Source organism: Parerythrobacter aestuarii (assembly GCF_030140925.1).
In the GTDB taxonomy this organism is placed as follows: domain Bacteria; phylum Pseudomonadota; class Alphaproteobacteria; order Sphingomonadales; family Sphingomonadaceae; genus Parerythrobacter; species Parerythrobacter aestuarii.
In genome coordinates, this window is record NZ_JARBWD010000001.1 from 456131 (window position 1) to 480588 (window position 24458).

At 63.3% G+C, this 24458-nt stretch carries 20 protein-coding genes; 7 read left to right on the plus strand and 13 right to left on the minus strand.

The annotated features are described in order from the left end of the window. Nucleotides 1-143: 143 nt before the first annotated feature. The 5 genes from QPW08_RS02305 to pabB all read right to left on the minus strand — a co-directional run bounded on the left by QPW08_RS02305 (nucleotide 144) and on the right by pabB (nucleotide 4049). Nucleotides 144-806: a LolA family protein gene (locus QPW08_RS02305; protein WP_284124112.1), complete on the minus strand. Its 663-nt coding sequence runs from the start codon at nucleotides 804-806 to the stop codon at nucleotides 144-146. Between the two features lie 77 nt (nucleotides 807-883). Then, nucleotides 884-1051, minus strand: a complete 168-nt coding sequence (rpmG, locus tag QPW08_RS02310; protein WP_010233410.1) for a 50S ribosomal protein L33 — start codon at nucleotides 1049-1051, stop codon at nucleotides 884-886. Between the two features lie 130 nt (nucleotides 1052-1181). Then, a complete protein-coding gene (arfB, locus tag QPW08_RS02315; RefSeq protein WP_284124118.1) occupies nucleotides 1182-1598 on the minus strand; it encodes an alternative ribosome rescue aminoacyl-tRNA hydrolase ArfB in 417 nt (138 codons plus the stop codon). Next, a complete protein-coding gene (locus tag QPW08_RS02320; protein WP_284124119.1) occupies nucleotides 1591-2241 on the minus strand; it encodes an RluA family pseudouridine synthase in 651 nt (216 codons plus the stop codon). The genes arfB and QPW08_RS02320 overlap by 8 nt, the downstream gene beginning before the upstream one ends. Continuing rightward, the gene (gene pabB / locus QPW08_RS02325; protein WP_284124120.1) at nucleotides 2238-4049 is read right to left on the minus strand and encodes an aminodeoxychorismate synthase component I; all 1812 of its coding nucleotides are present in this window, start codon (nucleotides 4047-4049) and stop codon (nucleotides 2238-2240) included. Before pabB ends, QPW08_RS02320 begins: the two co-directional genes overlap by 4 nt. 108 nt (nucleotides 4050-4157) lie before the next feature. Here pabB and QPW08_RS02330 point away from each other — a divergent pair, with 108 nt between their 5' ends. After that, complete coding sequence (locus QPW08_RS02330) at nucleotides 4158-5732, plus strand: helicase HerA-like domain-containing protein (protein WP_284124121.1); 1575 nt, start codon at nucleotides 4158-4160, stop codon at nucleotides 5730-5732. On the opposite strand, the gene QPW08_RS02335 is transcribed toward QPW08_RS02330, so the two are convergent. The 5 genes from QPW08_RS02335 to QPW08_RS02355 all read right to left on the minus strand — a co-directional run bounded on the left by QPW08_RS02335 (nucleotide 5729) and on the right by QPW08_RS02355 (nucleotide 10970). Further along, nucleotides 5729-7102: a sensor histidine kinase gene (locus tag QPW08_RS02335; protein WP_326521293.1), complete on the minus strand. Its 1374-nt coding sequence runs from the start codon at nucleotides 7100-7102 to the stop codon at nucleotides 5729-5731. The genes QPW08_RS02330 and QPW08_RS02335 overlap by 4 nt on opposite strands. 27 nt (nucleotides 7103-7129) lie before the next feature. Beyond that, on the minus strand, nucleotides 7130-7876 hold the full coding sequence (locus QPW08_RS02340) for a response regulator (protein WP_284124123.1): 747 nt from the start codon (nucleotides 7874-7876) through the stop codon (nucleotides 7130-7132). 31 nt (nucleotides 7877-7907) lie between these two features. Beyond that, nucleotides 7908-8474 carry an EF-hand domain-containing protein gene (locus tag QPW08_RS02345; protein WP_284124124.1) on the minus strand — a complete coding sequence of 189 codons (567 nt, stop codon included), beginning with the start codon at nucleotides 8472-8474 and terminating at the stop codon, nucleotides 7908-7910. Between the two features lie 222 nt (nucleotides 8475-8696). Further along, complete coding sequence (locus QPW08_RS02350) at nucleotides 8697-9077, minus strand: VOC family protein (protein ID WP_284124125.1); 381 nt, start codon at nucleotides 9075-9077, stop codon at nucleotides 8697-8699. 84 nt (nucleotides 9078-9161) lie between these two features. Beyond that, nucleotides 9162-10970 (minus strand): aminopeptidase P family protein, encoded by a 1809-nt coding sequence (locus QPW08_RS02355; protein WP_284124126.1) that lies wholly within the window; start codon nucleotides 10968-10970, stop codon nucleotides 9162-9164. A 126-nt stretch (nucleotides 10971-11096) separates the two neighbouring features. Between QPW08_RS02355 and QPW08_RS02360 the strand changes: the two genes are divergently transcribed. Genes QPW08_RS02360 through QPW08_RS02370 form a run of 3 tightly spaced genes read left to right on the plus strand, consistent with a single transcriptional unit; the run spans nucleotide 11097 to nucleotide 14956 of the window. Continuing rightward, nucleotides 11097-13256 (plus strand): S9 family peptidase, encoded by a 2160-nt coding sequence (locus QPW08_RS02360; RefSeq protein WP_407674543.1) that lies wholly within the window; start codon nucleotides 11097-11099, stop codon nucleotides 13254-13256. 38 nt (nucleotides 13257-13294) lie between these two features. Continuing rightward, a complete protein-coding gene (locus QPW08_RS02365; protein ID WP_284124127.1) occupies nucleotides 13295-13702 on the plus strand; it encodes an acyl-CoA thioesterase in 408 nt (135 codons plus the stop codon). A 3-nt stretch (nucleotides 13703-13705) separates the two neighbouring features. Beyond that, nucleotides 13706-14956, plus strand: a complete 1251-nt coding sequence (locus QPW08_RS02370; RefSeq protein WP_284124128.1) for an NADH:flavin oxidoreductase/NADH oxidase family protein — start codon at nucleotides 13706-13708, stop codon at nucleotides 14954-14956. Between the two features lie 12 nt (nucleotides 14957-14968). On the opposite strand, the gene ald is transcribed toward QPW08_RS02370, so the two are convergent. Further along, a complete protein-coding gene (gene ald / locus QPW08_RS02375; protein WP_284126282.1) occupies nucleotides 14969-16084 on the minus strand; it encodes an alanine dehydrogenase in 1116 nt (371 codons plus the stop codon). Nucleotides 16085-16269: 185 nt separating this feature from the next. On the opposite strand from ald, the gene QPW08_RS02380 reads away from it, so the two are divergent. The 3 genes from QPW08_RS02380 to QPW08_RS02390 all read left to right on the plus strand — a co-directional run bounded on the left by QPW08_RS02380 (nucleotide 16270) and on the right by QPW08_RS02390 (nucleotide 20120). After that, a complete protein-coding gene (locus tag QPW08_RS02380; protein ID WP_284124129.1) occupies nucleotides 16270-17637 on the plus strand; it encodes an OprO/OprP family phosphate-selective porin in 1368 nt (455 codons plus the stop codon). Nucleotides 17638-17712: 75 nt separating this feature from the next. Next, entirely contained in the window at nucleotides 17713-18765 is a 1053-nt protein-coding gene (locus QPW08_RS02385; protein WP_284124130.1) for a substrate-binding domain-containing protein, read from the plus strand. 119 nt (nucleotides 18766-18884) lie between these two features. Next, entirely contained in the window at nucleotides 18885-20120 is a 1236-nt protein-coding gene (locus QPW08_RS02390) for a fumarylacetoacetate hydrolase family protein (RefSeq protein WP_284124131.1), read from the plus strand. On the opposite strand, the gene QPW08_RS02395 is transcribed toward QPW08_RS02390, so the two are convergent. Both QPW08_RS02395 and QPW08_RS02400 read right to left on the minus strand, forming a co-directional pair. After that, the gene (locus QPW08_RS02395) at nucleotides 20089-21645 is read right to left on the minus strand and encodes a DUF389 domain-containing protein (protein WP_284124132.1); all 1557 of its coding nucleotides are present in this window, start codon (nucleotides 21643-21645) and stop codon (nucleotides 20089-20091) included. The two genes, QPW08_RS02390 and QPW08_RS02395, sit on opposite strands and share 32 nt — an antisense overlap. Before the next feature lie 123 nt (nucleotides 21646-21768). Next, a complete protein-coding gene (locus QPW08_RS02400; RefSeq protein ID WP_284124133.1) occupies nucleotides 21769-24336 on the minus strand; it encodes a TonB-dependent receptor plug domain-containing protein in 2568 nt (855 codons plus the stop codon). Nucleotides 24337-24458 lie beyond the last annotated feature (122 nt).

Below are 24458 nucleotides of genomic sequence, written 5' to 3' on the forward strand. Positions count from 1 at the left end.
CTTTATTGGAAGGACGAGGCAACAGGGGGGAAACCCGCCTCCCATCCGCTTTGTGAAACAAGATTACAGCGATTCGGCTTGCTTGGGAATGAACGGCATGTCGCGCTTTGTCGCAATTGCCCGTCAATTGGGAGACGAAGCGTTTATCCGGGGCGACGGGTGGTCCGGCGCGGGTCCTTGTACCTGAACGCCGAGTCGCTGACGGCCACGCCGTAGCGGTGATTCGTCAGCCGCACGGTGGTGCGGTTGTTCTGCGCATCGAGCGCCACCCAGTTGGTCAGCTGCCACCCGCCGGGTGCCTTTCCGTCGCGAATGAAGATGAGGGTGATAATGCCGAATTCCGGCTTCTTGGGGTCGCGTACTTCGACGCTCATCACAGCCGGATTGCTGGTCTGGATCAGCCTGCCGTACCGCTTCACGTCGCGGTTGGGATCGAGCAGCGCGCCCAGCGGTGAATTCTTGATCGGCCAGCGCTGGACCTGGTTCACTTCGTAGTCGATCATGGTCATCGAACTGCCGTTGGAAACCACCAGCAGCGGGACGCCTTTCTCGTATTCGAAGCGAATCTTGCCCGGGCGCTTGAGCGTCATTTCGCCAGAGACGGTCTGGCCCTTGCGGTCAGTCTGCGAAAACTTCGCCTTGAGCGTGGAGATCCCGCGTAGCGCGGCGACGGCATCGTCGAGCGTGCCGGCCGACTGGGCGTAGGCAGCCTCCGGCGCGCTAAGAAGAGATAGCGCGGGAGCACAAACGGCAAGCGCCGCGGCAAGCGCGGCGCTCGTGCGAAACGATGGAGGTATCCGGTTCATACGCGCCGCTTTAGGGAATCGGCGCTGAACTGTCACTGACAACGGGAATTTCTCCCCGTTCAGGAAGCCGGCAGATCTTACTTGATCTTGGCTTCCTTGAACTCGACGTGCTTGCGCACGACCGGGTCGTACTTGCGGAAGGTCATCTTCTCGGTGATGTTCCGCGGGTTCTTCTTGGTCACATAGTAGAAGCCCGTGTCTGCGGTCGAGACGAGCTTGATCTTGACGGTAGCGGGCTTCGCCATGGTGCTTTCCTGAACTGTCTGGTGTGGCCTTGAGGACCGAAAAAATACAGGCGGCACGCGCGCGTACCGCCACATCGGCGCGCCCATTGAGCGATTCACGGGGGAAAGTCAAGGTTCGTTAGCGCGTGGCCTACCAGTCCGAAGGCGAGACCTTGCCGCGATTGGCCTTGACCGCGCCGCGGGCCTTCTTGGCCTTGAGCCGCTGGAGTTTTCCTGCCCGGCTGACCCGGCTCTTGGCGCGCCGCTTGGGCTGGCGATGGGCCTCCTCGAGCAGCGCTTCGAGCTTTTCGCGGGCCAGCTGGCGGTTGGCTTCCTGGGTCCGATGCTGGCGAGCGGTAATGATGAGTACTCCGGCCGCTGTCAGCTTGCTGCCCGCCAGCATCCGCAGCCGCGCGAAGACCGGAGGCGGCAACCGCAGGCGGTAGATGTTGACCCGCAGCTGGACTTCGGTCGCGACCTTGTTGGCATTCTGGCCGCCCGGGCCGGATCCGGCGAGGAAATTCTCTTCTGCCAGCGCATGGGCCCTGGCAATAAGATCGCTATCCATCTCGGGCACCCATAGCGACAAAGTCGGCAGGCAGCGGCGCAACTGCCACTATGGGCGGCTTGCCTTCGCGCTCGACCGACAGCCCTGCGGCATGGAGCATAGTCCGCGGCCCGCTGGTCGTATCGCCGTAGACAGGATCACCGAGCAACGGCAGGCCGAGGCCGGCGGCCGCATGGATCCGGATTTGGTGGGTGCGCCCGGTCTCGGGCGTGAACTCGATTAGCGTGCCCAGATCGAGGGTTTGCAGCACCCGCCAGTGCGTGACCGACGGCTTGCCTTTCTTCGCGGCGATCATCCGCCAGCCCTTTTCGGCACTGCTGATCTTGCTGAGCGCCAGTTCGATCGTGCCTGCGTCCGTTTCCGGCACCCCGGAAACGATGCCGAGGTACCGCTTGCCAACCTTGCGCTCTTCAAAGGCGCGGGCAAACCGCTTCAGCGCCTTGGGATTGCGCGCCAGCAGCAGGCAGCCGCTGGTATCGGTGTCGATGCGATGGACGGGCACGGGCGGACGCTGGAAGCCGAGTTTGAGCGCGTCGAGATGGTCCTCCAGCGATGGCCCACCCTTGCGCGGGCGCTCGATCGGCAGCCCCGCCGGTTTGTCGATGACCAATGCTTCGCCGTCTTCGAAGAGAATATCGATCATGTCAGCAGCGTTGCTTTTACGAGACCTCTCACGGCATTGCCGATGAAGAAGCCCTGTTCGAGATCTTCGATACGCACATCCCCTTCGACCACCCGGCCTTCCGCAATCAGAGACTGGCGCAAGACGCCGGGCAGCAGTCCGAGCGAAACTGGCGGTGTGATCAGCACACCATCGCGCGCGACGAACAGGTTGGTGATGCAGCCTTCGGTCAGCAAGCCATCGTCGCGCAGCAACAGGGCTTCGTCAGCGCCGGCCTCCTTCGCCACCGCCAGGGCGTCTTCATAGAAGCCCCGGTCGCTGGTCTTGTGTCGCAGCCGCCAGTCGCCCGCATCGACAGGCAATGGCAGGATCGCACAACGTACCGGTTCGTCCCATGGCTTGCCCAGTGGCGCAGCTTCGAGCGCTGTTGCGCCGGAGCGGGCACAGGTGAGTCGCAACCGTGCCTGCGTTTCTAGGTCGAAGCACAGGGCCTGGATCTGGTTGCGTGCGGCGTGGCGGTCGAAAGCAAACCCCAGCTCGCCCGCGCTCGCCTTGATCCTTTCGAGATGCGCTTCCAGCAACGGGATGCCGTCTTCCGGATCGAACCGCATGGTCTCGATCAGGTGGAACCCCGGCGCGGTACATTCCGCATTGCTGGCACGGGCAAAACCACCTTTGAGGATGGTCTCGCGCCACTCATTGGTGGCTTCGCTGTCTGCAACGATGGCGGAGCCTACGCCCAGAACCGCCTTCCCGCGCTGGTTCTCGACCGGCGTCAATCGCAGGGTGCGGATGGCCACGTTGAACGCTGCATTCCCGCTGGCATCGATCCGCCCGATTGCCCCGCAGTAGGGACCGCGGGCATCGCGCTCGACCTCATTGATGAGCTCCATCGCCCGGATCTTGGGGGCACCGGTGATCGAGCCGCACGGGAACAGCGCGCGGATGAGGTCGAGCGCGCCCTTCCCTGGCTGGAGGCGAGCATGGACTGTCGTTACCATCTGGTGGACCGTCGGATAGCTTTCGACAGCGAAGGGTTTCTCGACGGTAACGCTTCCGGCCTCGGCCACGCGGCTGAGATCGTTGCGCATCAGGTCGACGATCATCAGGTTCTCGGCCTTGTCCTTCTCACTCCGCTGCAAGTCTTCGCGTAGCGCCGCATCGCTGGCCGGATCGGCGGAGCGGGGGCGGGTGCCTTTCATCGGCTTGGTGCGCGCCTGGCCGTCCTTCAGCGAGACGAACAGCTCAGGAGACAGGCTTAGCAGCCAGTGTGACCCATCGCAGATCAGCCCGCCATAGCCAGCCTGCGCCGCCGGTCTGAGCGCCGCATAGAGCGCGACAGGATCACCGGAATAGGCACCGGCCAGCGGCAAGGTGAGATTGGCCTGGTAGATGTCACCTGCCCGGATCGCTTGCTGGAGCGTGGCAAAGGCCTCGCTATAGGTCCCTTGCGACACTTGCGGATCGAGCGGGCCGAGCGAAGCGTTCCCTTCGGCCTTCCCGGCGAGCCAGCCGGGCACCTCATCAGGGGCCAGGACAGTCTCGCTTGAGAACAGGCCAAGCCATACCAGTGGCCCGGCCGCCCCGGTTCGAGCGGTCGCGATGGGTTGCAGTTTCGGCTCGATCGCCAAGCCTGCTTCGTAGGCGAGATAGCCGGCAAGTGTGCCGCCTTTGGCGGCCTGGGCGGCGCGTGCGGCGTCGAGAACCGGCCCTACATCTTGTGGTCCATGCGCGACGAAGACTTCAGCGGCATCGGTATAGAGATGCGCCTGTGCGCCGCCGCCCGCGCGGGCATCGTCCAGCAATACGAAAGGAGCCTTCTGCGCCATCTCCTCCGCCATAGCCCTTGCGACGCGAAATGGAACCTTACTTGACCACATGCGCCTTGTGCCGCCACAGCGTCACAAACGCATGAATCTCTAGGGGTCCTTTCGATTATGAGCCAGATATTCCTCGGTCTCGCCGCCAATGGCGAAAAGCAGTATCTCGACCTAGGCCTTGCTAACCGCCACGGTTTGATTGCCGGGGCGACCGGCACCGGCAAGACCGTGACCCTGCAGGGCCTGGCGGAGAGCTTCTCGGCCGAAGGCGTGCCGGTATTCGTGGCCGATGTGAAAGGCGATTTGTCGGGCATTTCCATGTCCGGATCGCCGCAGTTCAAGCATGCCGACAAGCTGGAAGGCCGTGCCAAGGAACTGGGCATGGACGATTACGCCTATTCCGATAACCCGGCTGTCTTCTGGGACCTTTATGGCGAGCAGGGCCACCCGATCCGCACCACCGTTTCCGAAATGGGGCCGCTGCTGCTGTCGCGCCTGCTCGATCTCAATGACACGCAGGAAGGCGTGCTGCAGATCGTCTTCCGCCATGCCGACGAGAACGGCCTGTTGCTGCTCGATTTCGGTGATTTGCAGTCAGTGCTGATGTGGGCATCGGAGAATGCCAGCGAGCTGTCGGGCAAATACGGCAATGTGTCGAAGCAATCGGTTGGCGCGATCCAGCGCCAGCTGCTGAGCTTCGAGAGCCAGGGGGCGGACCAGTTCTTCGGCGAGCCCGCGCTGGAAATCGACGATTTCCTTGCCGTCGACGAACAAGGCCGCGGCTATATCAACGTGCTCGCCGCCGACAAGCTGATGCGCAGCCCCAAGCTCTACGCCACTTTCTTGTTGTGGCTGCTGGCCGAACTGTTCGAAACGCTGCCCGAGGTGGGGGATCCGGAGAAGCCCAAGCTGGTGTTCTTCTTCGATGAAGCGCACCTGCTGTTCGACGATGCGCCCAAGGCCCTGCAGGAGAAGATCGAGCAGGTCGTGCGGCTGATCCGCTCAAAGGGTGTCGGAGTCTATTTCTGTACCCAGAACCCGATCGACATCCCGGAAGAGGTCGCAGGCCAGCTGGGTAACCGGGTGCAGCACGCCCTGCGCGCCTTCACCCCGCGCGACCAGCGGGCGATCAAGGCGGCTGCGGAAACCTTCCGTATCAACCCCGACCTGGATGTCGAAGAAGCCATCACCGAGCTCAAGGTCGGCGAAGCGCTTGTCTCGACGCTGGACGAGGATGGCGCACCCACGGTGGTGCAACGCACGCTGATCAAGCCGCCGCGCAGCAGGCTGGGTCCGGTAACGGTGAAGGAACGCGCGATCATCAAGTCGATCAGTCCGGTCGAAGGCAAATATGACGTTGCCGTCGATCGCGAAAGTGCCGAGGAAGTGCTCGCTGCGAAGGCCGCCGATGCTGCCGAGACCGCCAAGGAAGTCGAAGAAAAAGGCACCGAGGAAGTCGCCAAGCGCAGCCGCAAGACCACTTCGATGTGGGAGAAGGCCGGCAAGGCCGCGATGGGCGCTGCGGCCAGTTCCGCAGCGGCGCTGGTCGCGGCCAAGATCACCGGCAAGAAAAGCCGCGCCAATCCGATGAAAACGGCGGCCACTTCGGCAGCTGGGTCCATCGCGACGGAGCTCGGCGGAGGTCTGGCCGGGCGGTTCGTGCGCAACCTGATCGGCGGGTTGATGCGCTAAGGCGCTGGCAGGCGGATTTCTGCCCGCAACCCACCTTCGGCGCGATTGGAAAGCACCAGCGTGCCGCCATGCTGTTCGGCAATGGCGCGCGCGAGTGTGAGACCCAATCCCGCGCCACCAGTGGCACGGTTGCGGCTCGTCTCGCCGCGCTGGAAGGGCTCGAGCATGGTAGCGATCTGGTCGGGCCGGATGCCTGCCCCGTCATCATCAACGCGCAGGACAATGGTGGCGTTGGCACGCAGCAGTGAAACGCGCGCGCGCTTGCCGTAACGCAGCGCATTGGAAATCAGGTTGCGCAGTGCCCGCCGCAGCCAGGTCAGGTGGATCGGGGCAACGATCCGCTCGATTGCCTCCAGCGCGACCGGCTCACCCATGTCCTCGAATTCCTCGACCACCGATTCCACCAGTGCGCCAAGCTGGGCTGGCTCGGGTGGCTGGTCTGTCCGGCCGATCCGGGCGAGCGACAGGATATCGTCAAGCGAGCGAGTGATGTCTTCGATCCCAGCAGCCATCTTGTTGCGCTGCGCCTCGTCCCCGACCGATTCGATCCGTACCCTCAGCGCTGCGAGCGGCGTCTTGAGGTCATGCCCGATCGCACCGAGCATCACGTCCTTCTCGTCGAGCATCGCCGCGATACGGTTTTCCATGGCGTTGTGCGCGGCTTGCAGGCGGCTGATGTCGTCTGGCCCGCGCGGGGCAAGCTGGCCGCTGGCATCCTGAGTCGCAGCAAAGCGTTCTGTGCGCTGAGTCAGGGCGGCGAGCGGTCGCGTGATTCTGCGTAACAGGAAGAAGAGCACGGCCATGAGGAAAACGAAGAGTACCAGCGTCTGGAGCACGATCCCGCCAACCGCGCGTGGTTCGCGTGGCGGTATCGGGACCCGCGCCACGCGCCAGGGGCCACCTTGCTGCAGTTGGATCCCGGCAACGAGAATGCGCCTGTCCGCCCAGCCCGGTTGAGCAGCGAAACGAGGGCGATCACGCGCCAATTGCTGGAGCACAGGATCGTCACCGGCGACGCGCACGGTCGTCTGCAAAGTGACCGGCTGCAGTCCCTGCCCAGAGAGAATCTCGCCAAGGCGTTCCGACCGCCCAACCGAATCGCGTTCCGCTGGGAGCAGCGGGCTGGATTCGCTGCTGCGGGTCCGCATCGGGCGGCCGGCGGGGCGGTCGATCTCCATCTCGCGGCCCATACGTTCGAGTGATCGACGAAACTGGCGACCGCGCGTGTCCGGATCAATCAGCAGGCTCAGCGCAGCAGCATTGAGGACGGCGGCCTCGCGCCGGTTTTCGACCGCCCGGTAGAGCAAGACAGCGGAGACCGACTGTGCAACCAGCAGCGCGGCGCCGACCGCGAAAAGCGTCTGCCCCAAAAGGCTCCTGGGCCACAACCGCATCGCTCAGTCCCGCGCCAGCGCCACGCGGGTGACATTGGCGGCAAAGCGGTAGCCGCCACCGCGGACGGTCAGGATCAATTGCGGATCGCGGCTGTCGGCTTCGATCTTGCGGCGCAAGCGGCTAACCTGGTTATCGACCGCGCGGTCGAACATATGCGCTTCGCGGCCCTGCACCATATCGAGCAGCCGGTCGCGGTCCAGCACGCTGCGAGGATGGTCGAGGAAAGCCCGCAACAAGCGGAACTCGGCAGTGGAGATGGAGACGACGCTGCCGTCAGGATCGGTCAGTTTGCGCTTGAGCGGATCGAGGTGCCAGCCATCGAACTGGTAGAGCGCATCTTCTTCCGGTGAAGCGACCGCAGCGCGACCGGCCCGGCGCAGTACGGAGCGGATGCGCGCAACCAGTTCGCGTGGCTCGAACGGCTTGGGAACATAGTCGTCTGCGCCGATCTCCAGCCCGATGATGCGGTCGGTCGCTTCGCCTTTGGCGGTGAGCAGGATGACCGGCAGGCCCTTGGTTTCGGTCAGGAAGCGTGTCAGCGAGAGACCGTCTTCGCCTGGCATCATGATGTCGACCAGCGCGATGTCGGGGTGTTGGTTGAGCAGCACGCTGCGTGCGCCCGCACCACTTTCGGCTTCGGACACGCGAAACCCCTGGCCGGTGAGATATTCGGCCAGGGGTTCGCGCAGGCTGGCCTCGTCATCGACGAGCAGGACGTGAACGGGCTTATCGGCCTCGCTTGTGCTCATCCCGTTGCCGGCCCCCATCCTGATTACCTGCTTACTGGCCGCGCTTTTCGGTCCGGAACGCCTGCATGGCGGCGCGGCGCTCTTCGCGGGTGACCGTGCCGTCGCCATCGGTGTCGGCCTTGTCGAAGCGGGCCAGTGCCGCTGTCTGCAATTCAGCCTTCGTGACCTGCCCGTCACCGTTGGCATCGGCGGCCCTGATCATGCCGCCGGGGCCACCCTGTCCATGATGTCGGCCACCATGGCGACCCATGCGCTCGCCGCCCGGATTATTGGCACGCCGTTCGGCGCGCGCTTCGCGGCGTTCGGCACGCTTGTCGCGCATGGCTTCGTGGGCTGCGGCGAATTCGGTCCGGCTCAGCACACCGTCGCCATCGGTATCCATCTGGGCAAAGCGTTCGGCCATCTTGGCTTCGCGGTCGGCTTCGCTAAGGACGCCGTCACCATTGGCGTCCATTTTCGCGAACATCGCATCGGTGCGTTCGATCACCGTATCGCGGGTGGCGGGGCCACGTTCGGCGCGTTCGCCGAAAGGTTGGGCAATGGCGGCACCACCAGCAAGCAAGGCGCCGGTAGCGAGGACAAGGGACATCTTTTTCATCACAGCAACTCCGTTAGTCGAAAACTACGGAGCTGCGAAGCGGACAGGGGGGAGAGGGGGAGGATTGGGGTCGAGCCCGCTTCGCAACTCACGAAGCCTGTTCTAGGCCCGCAGTGTCGCAGGAGTTTGCCCGTTTCAGGGCGATTTGTCGCTGATTGTATCAGTGCGCGACGTTCATTCATCTGTCTGAAAACCTGAACGCCGCGCCTCGGAATGTTCGTGTCAGCCCGCCTGCGTCATGCAGAAGGCATTGAGCTTGTTGCCATCGGGGTCGCGGAAATAGGCGGCGTAAAAGCCGTCGTCACCGCGCGGGCCGGGCTCACCTTCGTCGCTGCCGCCATTGGCGAGCGCGATATCGTAGAGTTCCCTGACCTTGTCTGGTCCATCGACCTGCAGCGCCACCATGGTGCCGTTGCCGACACTTGCTTCCTTGCCGTCGAAGGGCTTGGTCAGCGCGACACCTGCGGGACCATCCATGGTGCCCCAGGCGATGAAGCTGTCGAACTCCATCATCCGCCCGACGCCCATCGCCTTGGCAATGGCATCGTAGAACGGGGCATTCTTCTCGAGGTCGTTGGTGCCGAGTGTGACATAGCCGATCATCGTGTGTCCTCCTGAAAACCGACTCGCACCTGCGACTCGGAGCAAGAGAACATTACTAGAACATCAGCAGTGTCACAAGCGCGATCAGAGCGGTTCGGTATTCGCCATCAGCCAGTCGAGCACGTCGCCTTCGAGCCGCGAGGCCAGCAGCGAGCGGGTGTCGGCATGGTACCGGTCGAGCCAGGCGCGCTCGTCTGCTGTCAGCAGCGCAGGCTCGATCAGCGTGCGGTCGACCGGCACCCAGGTCAGGTTCTCGAACCCGAACCAGCGGCCCTCGTCGGCACCCTCGATGTTGCGCTCCTCGGTCAGGACCAGGTTCTCGATCCTGATGCCGAATTCGCCAGCCTTGTAATAGCCCGGTTCGTTGGAGAGGATCATGCCAGGCAGGATCGGTTCCAGCGTGCCGGCCTGAGCCCCGTTGATCTTGCCGATCCGCTGCGGACCCTCGTGGACGGAGAGGAAACTGCCTACCCCGTGACCGGTGCCATGGGCATAGTCGGTCCCTGCCGCCCACAGGAACTGGCGCGCCAGGCTATCGAGCTGGCCGCCGCAGGTGCCCTCGGGGAAAATCGCCTGCGCAATGGCAATATGGCCCTTGAGCACGCGGGTGAAGCGGTCCTTCATCTCAGCAGTAGGCTCTCCCGGACCAACCCAGATGGTGCGGGTTATGTCGGTGGTGCCGCAAGGGTACTGCCCGCCCGAATCGCACAGGTAGATGCTGCCCGGCGGGATCGGGATATTGGTGTCTTCATCGACCTTGTAATGCGGCAGCGCGGCATGGCCGGCGGCGGCGGAGATGGTGTCGAAGCTGGTATCGCGCAAATCGCCATAGTGCTGGCGGAACTCCAGCAGCTTGGCCGCGGCGGTCAGCTCGTCGATCCCGCCTTTGGGCGCTTCAACGCTGAGCCAGTGGAGATACTTGCACACCGCCACCCCGTCGAGCGCCTGCGCTTCGCGGTGACCCTGCGCTTCGGCGGAATTCTTCACTGCCTTGGCAAGGATGGTCGGGTCGCGCTGCATTACCGGTGTCGCGCCGCCCTCTTCCAGCGCCAGCGCAATGGCGGCTACACCGTAGTCGGGGTCGATCGCGACGCGCTTGCCCTTCATTGCCTTGAGCGCGCCGTCGAATTCGCTGCGCTCGCGAATGGTCACCGCATTGCCGAGATGCTGCTTGAGCTCGGGGGTGACCTTTTCGCTGGCGATGAACAGTTCGGCGGTGCCGTCCTCATGCGCCAACACATAGGAGAGAGCGACCGGCGTGTGGCTCACATCCTTGCCGCGGATGTTGAGCAGCCAGGCCACCGAATCGAGCGCGGAGATCACCGCTGCGTCGAGCTTCTTGTCCTTCAGCCACTGCGCCACTTCGCTGCGCTTCTCGGCATGGCTGCGCCCTGCGAGGTCTTCGGCCTGGATGGTGGCCACGGCAGCGGAAGGGTCTGGCTGATCCTGCCAAACCGCATCGAGCGGGTTGCTCTCGACCGGGATTAGCTCAGCCCCGCCCTCGACCAGCAGTTTTGCAGCAGCCTTGGCCCAGCCGCGCGAGTGCAGCCACGGATCGAAGCCGATCTTTGCGCCTTCTTGCGCATTCTCGGCCAGCCACTTGGCCGGGCTGGTGGCAGGGACAGACTGGTAGGCAAACAGCCGTTCGTCGACCTGGTCGCGCACCTGCACGGTATAGCGCCCGTCGACGAAGATCGCTGCCTTGTCCGCAAGGACGGCGGCGCTACCTGCCGATCCGCCAAAGCCGGTGAGCCACGCCAGCCGTTGGGCATAGTCACCCACATACTCGCTCATGTGCTCGTCGCTGATCGGGATGACGAATCCGTCGAGGCCCTGCTTCTTCAACTGCTCGCGCAGGGCGGCAAGGCGGGCTTCATGGGTTTGCATCAGCATTTGATCGATCCTTGGGTATTCGTGTGTGCGCTCTTGTGTGCGTATGCCCCCTATCATAGGCCTTGCGGCACGGGCTTACCACCCAAGCCAGCGACAACATGGATTTCACGACCGATGAAACACCGCATGACCGCTCTGATCGCTCTCGCCGCCAGCCTGGCCGCTGCCCCGGTGATGGCCAACGAGACCACCAGCCAAGAGGATACTGCCAGCGTGAGCAAGACCGCTCCCATTTCCCCGCCCAAGGCGGAAAAGCGCGACTACAGCTACACCCGCCACGGGATCACCATCGAAGATCCGTATTTCTGGCTCAAGGATCAGTCCTATCCCAAGGTCGATGACGAGGATGTGCTCGACTATGTGAAGGCCGAAAACGCCTGGTTCGAAGCGGCCATGGCCCCGCGGAAGGATTTCGTCGAAAGCCTGTTCGAGGAGATGAAGGGCCGGATCAAGGAAGACGACAGCTCGGTCCCGCAGAAGGATGGCGACTGGATCTACTGGACCGAATTCGAAGAGGGGAAGGAATACCGCAAGTGGTATCGTAAGCCCGCCGCGGGCGAGGGTGAGCCGTCGCTGATCCTCGACGAAAACGCGCTGGCCGAGGGCAAGGATTACTTCCGCCTTGGTGCGTTCTCCGTCTCCGACAATGGTCGATTCCTGGCCTATTCCACCGACGACAATGGCTCGGAACGCTACACCGCGCGGATCAAGGACCTTGAGACCGGCGAGCTGCTCGAGGATGTGATCCCGGAGACGCTCTCCGGGCTGACCTGGGTCGCCGGCGACAGCATGATCGCTTACGGCAAAGCGAACGAGAACTGGCGTGTCGACAATGTCCGCCTGCACAGGATCGGCTCCGATGTCGCCGACGATGTCGAGATCTTCCGCGAGGAAGACGAGGGCTTCCGCGTCGGTGCAGGTCTGTCGGCGCAGGAAGACTGGTTGGTCATCGCTACGGGCGACAACGAGACCAGTGAAGTGCGGCTGGTGCGCGCCGACGATCCGACCGGGGAGCAGATCCTCATAAAGGCGCGCGAAAAAGGCGTCGAATACGATGTCGATGTACGTGACGGCACGCTCTACATCCACACCAATGACGACCACATCAATTTCCGGCTCGCCACCGCCTCGATCGATGCACCGGGCGAGTGGGAAACGCTGATCGCGGGATCGGACGAATTCTACCTGCAGGGATTCGAGCTGTTCAAGGATTTCTACGTCACCGAAGGGCGGCTCGACGGCCTGGACCAGGTCCAGCTGCGGTCTTACGACGACTCAGCCGACATCACGCCGATTGCCTTCCCCGAGGCGAGCTATGTCGCGGGCCTCTCCAACAATCCCGAATACGATGTCAGCAAGCTGCGGCTGACCTACGAGAGCATGGTCACGCCGGACTCGGTCTATGATTACGATGTCACCAACGGCTCGCTCGAACTGCTCAAGCAGCAGGAAATCCCCAGCGGTTATGATGCTTCGCTCTACACAACCGAGCGCCTGACCATCACCGCGCGGGATGGCACACAGGTCCCGGTCAGCGTGCTGATGCGCAAGGATCGCCCCGCCGGGGCAGGCCCGCTCCACCTCTATGCCTATGGTGCCTATGGCTATGCCGTGCCGCCGGGCTTCTCGACCACGCGCCTCAGCCTCGTCGATCGCGGGATGGCCTATGCCATCGCGCATATCCGCGGCGGGGACGACCTCGGGCGGCGCTGGTATTTGCAGGGCAAGCTCAACGAGCGCTGGAACACCTTCAACGACTTCGTCGACGTGGCGAAGGGGCTGATCGACAAGGGCTATACCGAGAAAGGCAAGATCACCGCCAGCGGCGGCTCGGCCGGGGGCGAGCTGATGGGCGTGATCGTCAACACCGATCCCGACCTGTGGGGCGCGGTGGTGAGCCATGTGCCGTTTGTCGACGTCCTCAACACCATGCAGGACGAGAGCCTGCCGCTGACGCCGGGCGAATGGCCTGAATGGGGCAACCCGATTACCAGCAAGCAGTCCTTCGGCTACATCCTCAGCTACTCGCCCTATGACCAGGTCATTGCGCAGGACTACCCGCCGATGCTCGTCACCGCCGGGCTCAACGACCCGCGGGTTACCTATTGGGAGCCGGCCAAATGGGTCGCCAAGCTGCGCGATACCAAGACCGACGACAATGTGTTGCTCCTGAAGACCAACATGGGCGCAGGCCACGGCGGCAAGTCGGGACGGTTTGCGTCGCTGTATGAGACGGCCGAGGAGTTCGCCTTCATCCTGTGGCAGCTGGGGTTGGTGGAGGAGTGACCTGGCCTCAAACAGCGAAGCGATAGGCCGATCAGACCATGACCGAACCCTTCCGCCAGTCCTTCACCGCCGCACCCGAGCACATCGATGTGATGGGGCACGTCAACAATGCAGTCTGGGTGCAATGGGTGCAGGACATGGCGACCGCGCATTGGGATGCGGTTGCAGAGCCCGATCACGCGCGCGATTTCGTGTGGCTCGTGGTGCGGCACGAGATCGACTATCGCGGCAATATTTCCGAAGGCGAGAGCGTCACCGGCGAAACCTGGATTCCAGGCGACGCCAGGGGCGCGACTTCGGCGCGGCGGGTCGATTTTCGCAACGATCAAGGCAAAGTAATCGTCTCTGCGCTCACGACCTGGGCCATGCTCGACCGGGAAACCCAGCGGCTGGTGCGCGTTAGGCCGGAAGTGATCGCACCGTTCCGGGTCGACCAGGGGGAATAGTCCATGTCATCGTCACCGCTCTTCCAGCCGTTGGTGCTGCCCAATGGCAGCACGCTCAAGAACCGCCTGTGCAAGGCGGCGATGGAAGAGAACCTCGCGGTCCAGCCCGGGCAGACGCCGGGCGAGAAGCTGTTCACACTCTACGAACGCTGGGCGCGCGGCGGCGTCGGCATGATCCTGTCAGGGAATGTCATGGTCGATCCTTCCGCCATGACCGGGCCGGGCGCGGTGGTGCTCCAAAAAGGCACCGACCTCACCCCGTTCAAGAGCTGGGCGCAGATCGGCAAGTCGGGCGGCGGGCAGTTCTGGCTGCAGATCAGCCATCCCGGGCGGCAGATGTACAAGTCGCTGGGCGAGACGGCGGTGTCACCGAGCGATGTCGCGCTCGATCTCGGCAAGTTCTCCGACCTGTTCGCGCCAGTGCGGGCGATCGAAGCAAACGAGATCGAAGACAAGATCGCCCGTTTTGCCGATACCGCAGAGCAGGCCGAAGCGGCCGGGTTTGACGGCGTCCAGATCCACGCCGCGCATGGCTATCTCGTCAGCCAGTTCCTCTCGCCACTGACCAACAAGCGCGCAGACGAATGGGGTGGCAGCCTGGAGAACCGGGCGCGTTTCCTGCTGCGGATCGTCGAAGCGTGTCGGGCGCGGGTGAAACCCGGCTTCGGGATCGGAGTGAAGCTCAACTCGGCCGATTTCCAGCGCGGCGGCTTCGCCTTCGAAGACGCGCGGCAGGTGGTGGAGTGGCTTAATGGCAAGGGCGTCGATTTCGTCGAGCTATCGGGCGGCAGTTACGAAAGTCCGGCGATGCAAGGCAATCCGCAGGAAGGCTCGACGGGGCAGCGTGAGGCATACTTTATCGATTTCGCCCGCGATATCGCCAAGGTCGCTGAGATGCCGATCATGGTCACTGGCGGGATCACGAAGCTGACGACAGCCGAAGAAGCGCTTACCGCCGACGACCACGGCTTTGGCGTTCAGCTGCTCGGCATTGCCCGGGCGATGGCGAGCGATCCGTTCTTGCCACGCCATTGGGAGGCAGGAGAGAACGCTGAGGTTGCGCTGCCCAAGGTCGGCTGGAAAAACACGCTGGCAGGCCTTGCCGTGATGGCGCTGACCAAGGCCCAGATCGAACGTATCGCCGAGGGCAGGAACCCAGGCAACGGCGGCGCGCCTGCCCTGGCGCTGGCGGCGGACCAGTATCGCACCGCGCGCCGCGCCAAGCGCTATCGCAAGTGGCGGACAACGTGCTGAAGAATCAGCTGGTCAGGCCAGAACGTCGCTGGTCGGTGTGTAATCATAACCCAGCTCGGTCGCGACTGCTTCATAGGTTACCTTGCCATCGTGGACATTGAGCCCGGCGGCGAGGTGCGCGTTTGCGCGCATGGCGTCCTTCCAGCCCAGCTCGGCCATGCGTAGCGCGTGCGGCAAGGTGACGTTGTTGAGCGCATAGGTGCTGGTGCGCGCGACCGCGCCGGGCATGTTGGCGACGCAATAGTGAACAATATCGTCGACGACATAGGTCGGGTCGTCATGCGTGGTCGGGTGCGAGGTTTCGAAACAGCCACCCTGGTCGATCGCCACGTCAACCAGCACTGCGCCGGGCTTCATCTGCTTGAGCAGGTCGCGGGTGACCAGCTTGGGGGCGGCTGCTCCCGGGATCAGCACGGCCCCGATCACGAGATCGGCCTGGCACACCGCCTCTTCAAGGTTGGTCTTGTTGGAAAAGCGCGTGCTGGCGCGGGCTTCGAAGAAAGTGCCGACTTTCTCCAGAACTTCGGGATCGCGGTCGAGGATCTCGACATCGCCGCCGAGGCCGACCGCCATCTGCGCTGCGTTGAAACCGACGACACCGCCACCGATGACCACGACCTTGCCCGGCAACACGCCCGGGACGCCGCCGATCAGGACACCGCGCCCACCATGCGCTTTCTCCAGCGCACTGGCCCCGGCCTGGATGCTCATGCGACCGGCGACCTGGCTCATCGGCTTGAGCAGCGGCAAGGATCCGCGCGGGCCGGTCACGGTTTCATAGGCGATCGCGGTGACACCTGACTTGACGAGGTCGGCGGTCTGTTCGGGATCGGGAGCCAGGTGCAGGTAGGTATAGAGTATCTGGTCCTTGCGCAGCTTGGCACGCTCTTCAGCCTGTGGTTCCTTGACCTTCACGACCATCTCGCACTCAGCGAAGATCGGATCCGGCCCATCGACAATCCTCGCGCCTGCCGCGCGGTATTCATCGTCGGTGGCCCCGATACCGAGCCCTGCGCCACTCTGGATCCACACTTCGTTGCCCCTACTGGCGAGTTCGCGCGCGCTCTCCGGCGTCAGCCCGACGCGATATTCGTGGTTCTTGATTTCCTTGGGGCAACCGATGCGCATCATGCGTCTCCTGGGGGATCGTGAATCGGGCAGGTCGTTACAAGTGTAACCAGTTTGCTGCAAGCACAGCCTATCACCGATTAGCCGGGGATTGTCACAGTTCTGCAATCTAGCCGTAGCGAAGCGGACACAATGGCGGCCTAACGGCACCGTGCTGTCTCACTTGCAACAGGAAGGTACGAATCTTGAGCAGACTGCTTTTGTGCACCGCATCGATCGCGGCAATCTGCACCTCAACCCCGGCGCTGGCGCAAGACGTTGATGCGTCTGCAGTGCTGGAAGAGCTGGCGACCATGCGTTCCCAGATGGAAACCATGGCTAACCGCATCCAGACCCTTGAAGGCCAGCTTGCCGCTGCCCAGTCGACGGCAGACGCCGCGACCGAAGCGGCTGCTCGCGCCGAAGAGAAGGCTGCCGAGAGCGTCGCCAAGGCTGATGCGACGCAGGTCAACTTCAAGGGCGCGCCTGAGATCAAGGGCAAGGGTGGCTGGAGCTTCAAGCCGCGCGGCCGCCTGCAGTATGACGCCGGCTTCGTTTCGGCGCCCGATTCGACCGGCCGCAGCGATGGCTTCGGCAACGAAGTTCGCCGTGCCCGCCTTGGCGTGCAGGGCGACATGCCGGGCGGCTTCGGCTACAAGTTCGAAATCGATTTCGCTGGTGGCGATGTCGCTATCACCGACGCGTTCCTCAGCTACGAAGATGGCGATCTCGAGGTCGCGATCGGTCAACAGAACAACTTCCAGAGCCTGGAAGAACTGACCAGCAGCCTGTCGATCTCGCACATGGAACGCGCGGCCTTCACCGATGCCTTCGGTTTCGAGCGCCGCGTTGGGGCATCGCTGACCTACACCCCCGGTGACGTGATCATCCAGGGCGGCCTGTTCACCGATGCCATCGACGACTTGTCGAACAAGAACTGGGGTGCGGATGCCCGCGTGGTCTACGCTCCCAAGCTGGGCGACACCCAACTGCATGTAGGTGGCTCGGTCCACTATGCCGATCTCGAGCCCGGCTCGACGGTTCGCTATCGCCAGCGCCCGGCGGTCCACTTCACCGGCGAACGCTTCATCAACACCGGCAACCTCGGCGCTACCAGCGAAACCGGGTTCGGCGGTGAAGCGGCCATCATTCGTGGGCCTTTCCACGCCACCGGCGAAGTGTTCTGGCAGAATGTCAGCATGCCCGGCATGGCAGACCCGACCTTCTTTGGTGGTTATGCCGAAGTCGGCCTGTTCCTGACCAAGGGCGATACCCGTGGCTACAAGGGCGGCAAGTTCGACCGTATCAAGCCGAACAAGCCGGTCGGAGAAGGCGGCAGCGGCGCGGTGCAGATCAACCTGCGCTACGACCGGCTGGACCTGACCGACGCCGGCATCTTCGGCGGTACGCAGGATGGCCTGCTGGCCTCGCTGATCTGGTCGCCGACCGACTATACCCGCTTCATGATCGGCTACGCCCACCTGATGTATTCGGACGCGGTCTATCCGGCGGCCGGCGGCGATACCTCCTACTCGGTCGACTCGCTCGGCGTGCGCGCGCAGATCGATTTCTGATTAAGCCTGCAATGTCATCCGGCTGTCATGCCTGCTAGGTACGGGCAGCCGCAGATCCAAACCAAGGACTGAACAATGAAACTGATGAAGACCCTTGCCCTGGCAACTGCTGCCAGCCTCGCTCTCACCGCCTGTGGCGAAACCGGCGGAGGCGGCACCCGCGAAAACATCCGCGCTGTCGGCTCCTCGACCGTGTTCCCGTTTGCCAAGCTGGTCGCAGAGACCTTCGCTCGCAACAATCCGCAGTTCACCTCGCCGCTGATCGAATCGACCGGCACCGGCGGTGGTATCGCGCTGTTCTGTGAGGGCGTTGGCCCGCAGTCGCCTGACATGGCCAATGCCTCGCGCCGGATGAAGGCCAGCGAGTTCGACACCTGCGCCAGCAACGGCGTGACCGACATCGTTGAAATCCAGGTCGGCCTCGACGGGATCGCTTTTGCCAGTGCCAAAGGCGGGATCAGCATGAACCTGACCCCGGACATGGTGTATCGCGCCATTGCCGCCAACCCCTATGGCGGGGAACAGGCGAATGAGACCTGGTCCGATGTCGATCCGTCGCTGCCCGACCTGCCGATCCTCGTTTACGGCCCGCCGTCGACGTCGGGCACGCGCGACGCGCTCAAGGAACTGATCCTCGAAGCGGCGTGCAAGCAGAACGACGAGATGAAGGCACTCAAAGAAAGCGACGAAGACGCCTACGATCGCACCTGCACTGAAGTGCGCTCGGACGGCAAGTATGTCGACCAGGGCGAGCAGGACAATCTGATCGTGCAGAAGATCCAGGGCAACCCGAACGCCGTCGGCATCTTCGGTTACTCGTACCTCGAAGAGAACATGGACAAGCTCCAGGGCCTGAGCATGAACGGGGTCGAGCCGACCTATGAGAACATTTCGAGCTTCGAATATCCGGGTGCCCGCCCGCTGTTCGTCTATGTCAAGAAGGCCCACGTCGGCGCCATCCCCGGCCTCGCCGAGTACCTGACCCAGTGGACCACCATGTGGGACAAGGGCGGCGAGCTGGCCAAGATCGGCCTCGTCGCTTCGCCTGATGAAGCCCGCGCTGAAGCCGTGACCAAGGCTACGCAGCAGACGCCGGTCCTGACCAAGGCCGACCTCGAGAAGAAGTAAGTCCAACCCCTTGTTGGCCTTTTGACGGGGGCCGGGCAGGATGCCATTCGTGGTGACTGCCCGGCCCCTCTTGTTTTTCCGACCGCGAGCCGCATGATGCGCGGCAAGGGAGGGGCAGAATGGCAGGCAGGATGGCAAAGGGCTTGGCCGGGTTGCTTGCGCTGGGTGTTGTGATTGTTTTCGGCTTGTGGGTGACCTCACCCGATCCCCGTGGAAATCCCGCCAGCTTTGAAGAAGCTCCCTTGGAGCCAGCGCTGGCCTCGCTCGACGAAGCCGTCACCCTGGCCCAGGTCGTGCGCGCCGACGGTAGCGTGGCGACCTTGCTGGTGACAGGCTTCGATGTAACACAGGTACAGGTGGTCGATTTGTCCCGAGCAACGGGATCGGCCTCGTCCGACCCGTTTGCGGTCCTCGCCGCTGTTGCCGCCGACCGGCTGGAGGACCTGGCCGGCGGGGCAACGGAAACCCTTGCCATTGCGGACTTGCTGCCGGCGGGCGGGACAGGCGAGCGCCATCTCGCCACTGGCACCAATTTCCCCGAACATGCCGAGGAAGCCTCCAGCGGCGCGGTGTTCCAGTTCCCCAAGTTCGGCCAGCCTTCAGCGGCCAGAACCACAGTCGAGGGTCGCGACGATGTCCTGCTCGATTACGAAGTCGAGCTGTGCATGCGGTTCGATCGTCCTGTCGTATCGCTGGCGGATTTCGATGCGGCCGTGAAGGGATTGTTCCTGTGCGGGGACTTCACTGACCGGGCTGCGCTCATTCGCCTGGTCGATCCCGACAATCTAGATTCCGGGCGCGGCTTCAGTGATGGGAAGAGTCGCCACGATTTCTACCCGACAGGGCCGTTCCTGGTCGTGCCGCGCGACTGGTCGGCGTTCGTGGCGAAAGAACGGATGATGACCCTCGTCAATGGCGAACCGCGCCAGGATGCGCGCGGGGGCGAGATGACGCTCGATTTCCGCGCCCTCGCCGAGAAGGCGCTTGGCGATATGGAGCGACCCCGCTTCCTCTATCAGGGCGAATATCATCGCCTTTCGCGAGAACCGCGCATCCTCGCCGACATGACCCTGATGTCCGGCACCGCCGAAGGGGTGATATTCACCCCGCCGAGCCGTGGGGACATGATCGAAGGGGGCGTGGCTTACCTGCTGTCAGGTGCCTGGCTGTCTGGCGCAGATCCGGTCGCGTCGATCATCGAGACCTTCATTGCCAACGAGCTCGAGAGCGGCCATTTCCTCCATTCGGGGGACGCCGTGGAGTTCCGCTCATCGGGGCTGGGAACAATCCGGGTCGATGTGATCGAAGGGCCGGTTGGCGCGCCTATTGGCTCCGGGGTTGAGCCCAGCCGGTGACAATCCTGTCCTGCGGTCCGGTATCGCGGGTCTCGACGGAAATGCCCGCCTTGCCATAGCGATCGGCGAGAGCCGACAGCGCCTCACCCTGGCCGCTCAGAACCACCGGCATGCGCGTGCGGGCAGCGGCCCATTCGACCAGCGCGGCCAAACGTTCGCCCTCGTCACTCAGCGCACCCTCCTGATCGAGCGGAATATCGGGCAGGGGAGCCATAGGCGGGCGCAGGCGCACGTCCCAACCTTCCATGCCCGCTGCCGCGCGCTGCTCCAGCGTGCGATAGCCTTCCCAGCCCAGCCCCGGCAGACCTGTCGCATCGGCCATGGCCCGGCGATTATCCCGGTCAATGGTGACATCGCCGACTGAGACGCCGGCGACGAGAGCAAGCCGCTCGGCCAGTGCCCGCACTTGCTGCGCGCTTTGCCGTGCGGCTTCTTCCGCCCGTGCCCGCTCAAGCTGGGCCTGCTCTGCGGCACCGGGATCGTTGCTTACCTTGAACTGGTCTATCTCGACACTGACCGGTCGATCGAGCAAGCGCAGCAAACGGCGCGATACATCGGCCTGGGCGTTGCGTGCGAATTCGGGCGTCAGCACGGAGGCTTCAATCCGGATCGGGTCGGTCTCGAAACCGATCGAAAGCTGGTCGACGCGGGCGTCCTCGACGAATGCCTCCTCGATGACGGCGTTGATCTGGCGTGAGGCATTGGCCTCCCACGCGATGGTCCGCAAAGTCAGCGCCAGGGGAATGGCCAGCAGGATGAAGGAGAAAGCGATCACTACGTCCTGCAGCCGGTTCTGCTTGTCGCTCAGCTGCGAACGGAAGCCATAGAGCCGGGCCATGATGGTGGCGGTGAAGGCAATCGTCATGAGGTTGGTGACGAACAGCATCAGCGCGCCGCCAAAGACCGTCCAGTTGAACGTCGCGAGCCCGAACCCGACCACCGCCAGCGGCGGCATCAAGGCAGTGGCGATGGCGACGCCAACGATGGTGCCCATCTTGCCGCGAATGGTGGCATAAGCACCGGCAAGCGCAGAAAACAGAGCGACCAACAGGTCGAACAAATTGGGCCGGGTGCGGGCTGCAATCTCGTCGGTGACCGTCTGCAATGGCGAAGCCAGCACGATCAGCGCGCAGAACAGGACCGCCAGCACCGAACCGATCAGCAGTGCCCTCAAGCAGCGGCGCAGCCACACGACATCGCCGATTGCGAGCGAGAATCCCGAGCCCATTATCGGACTCATCAGCGGAGAAAGGAGCATGGCCCCGATCACGACCGCCGGAGAGCTGAGCAGCAGTCCCAGCACTGCGATGCCGGCCGACATCATGGTCATGAAGACATAGTGCGATGTCAGCATGGATTCGCCGCGAATGGCCTCGATGCAGGCATCCTGGTCGACCGTCGCCACCACCGCTTCGCGCCACCACTTGCGCAGGTTCGCCAGCGCTCGCAACAAGGTGTAGCTGGTGGTCTTGCCCTTGGGTGATCCTGTTCCGTTGGCAGGGGCAGAAGTGTCGGTCGAAGTCATGGCTGGACTATAGGGGGCTTTTTGGCCTCATGCTGGAAAAATTCGCGCCGGTTGCCGGTTGAATGCAAGAGGCCCCGAACTGCCAAGATGGCGGTCCGGGGCCAGTTGTGACTGAAGCTGCGACTAGAAGTCGACAGAAACACGTCCGTAGATGAACCTGCCGCTAAAGCCGAACGGCGACTGCGAGGAATAGGGCAGGAAGCTGTTGTTGAGGCCATAGTCGAACCCGCCGACGAGGCCGACCGGCAGCCGGTCGGGGTATTCGTCGAGCAAATTGTTGGCCCCGATAGCGACCTGGACCGATTCAACCGGATTGACGCGGAATTCCAGGTCGACCACCCACTTCGGTGACAGGGTAATGTCACCCGGCGCATCGCCCTTGGCCACGGTAATATCACGCTGGTTGCCCACCGGCAGGAATACCGAACCATAACGATTGGCTCGCAACGTGGCTCCGAATGGCTGCTTGTCCCAGTCAAGCCCGACGTTCAACTTGTTCGACGGCTGGCCATCGGTGAGGCGGAAGCTTTCCGGCCGCGCAAACAGGCGATCGGCGGCAAAGCCGCTGAAGGTCCGGCGGTCGGTGATCGAAGTGTCGTTGATGTTGTAGCCTGCCGTCAGCGTGAAGCGGCCGAGACCAAAATCGGGGATGCGGTAATTCGCCACGATGTCGAGACCCTCGGTGCGGGTGTCGATACCGTTGATGAAGAAACGACCCGAGGTGCCGACTACTCCCGCCGCCTGCAGGATCGCTACCACGTCTGCCCCTTGCAGGTTCTCGGTCAGCACGATGCGGTCGTTGATCTTGATATTGTAGTAGTCGATCGTGACGTTGAGGCCCGGCACCATGGTGAATACCAGGCCGCCGCTGATGTTGACTGATTCTTCCGGCTGAAGCGGCTCAGCCCCCAGCGCTACGGCGATAGGCGAGTCGACCGGGAAGGTCCCGACTTCGATCAACCCCACGCCGGCGACATTGTTTGTCGAAGTGGTCGAGAAGAACTGCTGCGCCATGCCGGGCGCACGGAAGCCGGTCGAAACAGAGCCACGGAAGGCGAGGCCATCGACCGGCTCGAAGCGGGCTGCCGCCTTGCCGTTGATGGTATCGCCGAAGTCGGAGAAGTGCTCGTAGCGACCGGCCAGCTGGATGTTGAACATGTCCGAAAGATCGGTGTCGAGTTCGACATAAGCGGCAAAGGAATCGCGCGACTTGTCGGTTGCCGTGCTGGGCGCAAAACCGGGGAATACCTGCGAGCCAGGCGCTGCACCATTGCTGAAGGTATAGGGGCCCGCAACATAGCTGGCGAGCTCGCCGGCTATGATCCGGTAATTCTCGTTGCGCCATTCGCCGCCGATGGCGAGCGAGGTCTCCCCGATCCCGAGATCAAGCTCGCGCTGGGCGTCGAAGTTGACCGAGGTCTGGCCCGAACGCAGCCCGCCGGCGTCGAAATTGCGTGGGCTGGAATTGCCCCCGAGCGAAACGTTCCAGCTGTTGGAAACGCCATAGTCGAGCGCGTTGGTGCCGTAGTTGACCGACAGGTCGAGGTTCCAGCCCGAGGTTTCGCCACGGATCCCGACTGCCGCCGAAATATCCTCGATCGTGCTGTCGATCTGCGGCAGGAAACCGTTGGGATAGAACGGGGCGCCGCCATTGTCGTAGTCGCGGTTACGCGAGTCGAGCGAGCGGCGATAGAAACCGGTGCCATTGGCGTCGCGAATACCGTAGCTGCCGAAGGCGTAGAGCTCGAATGCGTCGCCAAGATCGGCCCCGGCGTTGACGAAGAAATTGAAATCCTTCGATTCGCCGTCACCGAACCGGTGGCTGTAGCGGTTGAAAGTGGTCTCACGCGGGTCGCCGGTGGTCGAGTACTGGCGGCGCAGGTCGGGTCCTGAGCGGTTGCTGGGCGAGCGATCCTTGTACTCTGCGGTCCAGTTGAAATAGGCGGTGTCGCCCAATGGCAGGCCGATATTGGTGGCGAGCGTAAAGGTCTCGCCGTCGCGCCGCTTGCGGTCTTCACCGGTAAAAGTGATGACCGGATTGTCGCTCGCGCCAGTGGTCGGTGCGACGCTGGCGACTTCGCCAACACCTTCCATGGTAGTGATGTACTTGCCGAAAGTCGCTTGAGCCCGGCCCCCTTCACGCTTCTTGAGCTGGATGTTGATGACGCCGGCGATAGCATCGGAGCCATATTGCGATGAGGCACCGTCGCGCAGCACTTCGATCCGCTCGATCGCGATCGGTGGGATCGTGTTCATGTCGACCCCGGCTGATCCGCGCCCGACCGAACCATTCAGGTTGAGCAGCGAGGAGAGGTGGCGGCGCTTGCCGTTGACCAGCACCAGCACCTGGTCCGGCGCCAACCCGCGCAACGTTGCAGGGCGGAGCGAGTCGGTCCCGTCGGTCAGCGACGGCTGCGGGAAATTGAACGAGGGAACGAGATTGTTGAGCAGCCGGTTTGTCTCCGTCGTGCCCTGGTTGAGCAGAGTGTCGGCGGCGATCACATCGATCGGAACGGTGCTTTCTGTCACTGTCCGGTCGGTCCGGCGGGTACCAGTCACGATGATGACGCGGTCGCCGCTGCTGTCAGCGGCTTCATCGCCGCTGTCCTGGGCAAGAGCGCCGGAAGGAAGGGTGGAGATGGCAAGCGCGGAAAGGCCGCAGCCGAGTAACGAAGCACGACGAAACGACATGGATAGTATCCCCGATGATGAAACCGTCCGGGATTTACTCCCCTAGGGACATTTCACTGCATCGAAAGAGATTTGGCCGAAACGAATTTTCAAGAACAGTCGCAATATTGCAACAATCTGTT

Coding starts and splice junctions, on each gene's coding strand:
- QPW08_RS02305 (WP_284124112.1), bottom strand. CDS start 806: ATGAACCGGATACCTCCATCGTTTCGCACGAGCGCCGCGCTTGCCGCG.
- rpmG (WP_010233410.1), bottom strand. CDS start 1,051: ATGGCGAAGCCCGCTACCGTCAAGATCAAGCTCGTCTCGACCGCAGAC.
- arfB (WP_284124118.1), bottom strand. CDS start 1,598: ATGGATAGCGATCTTATTGCCAGGGCCCATGCGCTGGCAGAAGAGAAT.
- QPW08_RS02320 (WP_284124119.1), bottom strand. CDS start 2,241: ATGATCGATATTCTCTTCGAAGACGGCGAAGCATTGGTCATCGACAAA.
- pabB (WP_284124120.1), bottom strand. CDS start 4,049: ATGGCGCAGAAGGCTCCTTTCGTATTGCTGGACGATGCCCGCGCGGGC.
- QPW08_RS02330 (WP_284124121.1), top strand. CDS start 4,158: ATGAGCCAGATATTCCTCGGTCTCGCCGCCAATGGCGAAAAGCAGTAT.
- QPW08_RS02340 (WP_284124123.1), bottom strand. CDS start 7,876: ATGAGCACAAGCGAGGCCGATAAGCCCGTTCACGTCCTGCTCGTCGAT.
- QPW08_RS02345 (WP_284124124.1), bottom strand. CDS start 8,474: ATGAAAAAGATGTCCCTTGTCCTCGCTACCGGCGCCTTGCTTGCTGGT.
- QPW08_RS02350 (WP_284124125.1), bottom strand. CDS start 9,077: ATGATCGGCTATGTCACACTCGGCACCAACGACCTCGAGAAGAATGCC.
- QPW08_RS02355 (WP_284124126.1), bottom strand. CDS start 10,970: ATGCTGATGCAAACCCATGAAGCCCGCCTTGCCGCCCTGCGCGAGCAG.
- QPW08_RS02360 (WP_407674543.1), top strand. CDS start 11,097: ATGACCGCTCTGATCGCTCTCGCCGCCAGCCTGGCCGCTGCCCCGGTG.
- QPW08_RS02365 (WP_284124127.1), top strand. CDS start 13,295: ATGACCGAACCCTTCCGCCAGTCCTTCACCGCCGCACCCGAGCACATC.
- QPW08_RS02370 (WP_284124128.1), top strand. CDS start 13,706: ATGTCATCGTCACCGCTCTTCCAGCCGTTGGTGCTGCCCAATGGCAGC.
- ald (WP_284126282.1), bottom strand. CDS start 16,084: ATGCGCATCGGTTGCCCCAAGGAAATCAAGAACCACGAATATCGCGTC.
- QPW08_RS02385 (WP_284124130.1), top strand. CDS start 17,713: ATGAAACTGATGAAGACCCTTGCCCTGGCAACTGCTGCCAGCCTCGCT.
- QPW08_RS02390 (WP_284124131.1), top strand. CDS start 18,885: ATGGCAGGCAGGATGGCAAAGGGCTTGGCCGGGTTGCTTGCGCTGGGT.
- QPW08_RS02395 (WP_284124132.1), bottom strand. CDS start 21,645: ATGACTTCGACCGACACTTCTGCCCCTGCCAACGGAACAGGATCACCC.
- QPW08_RS02400 (WP_284124133.1), bottom strand. CDS start 24,336: ATGTCGTTTCGTCGTGCTTCGTTACTCGGCTGCGGCCTTTCCGCGCTT.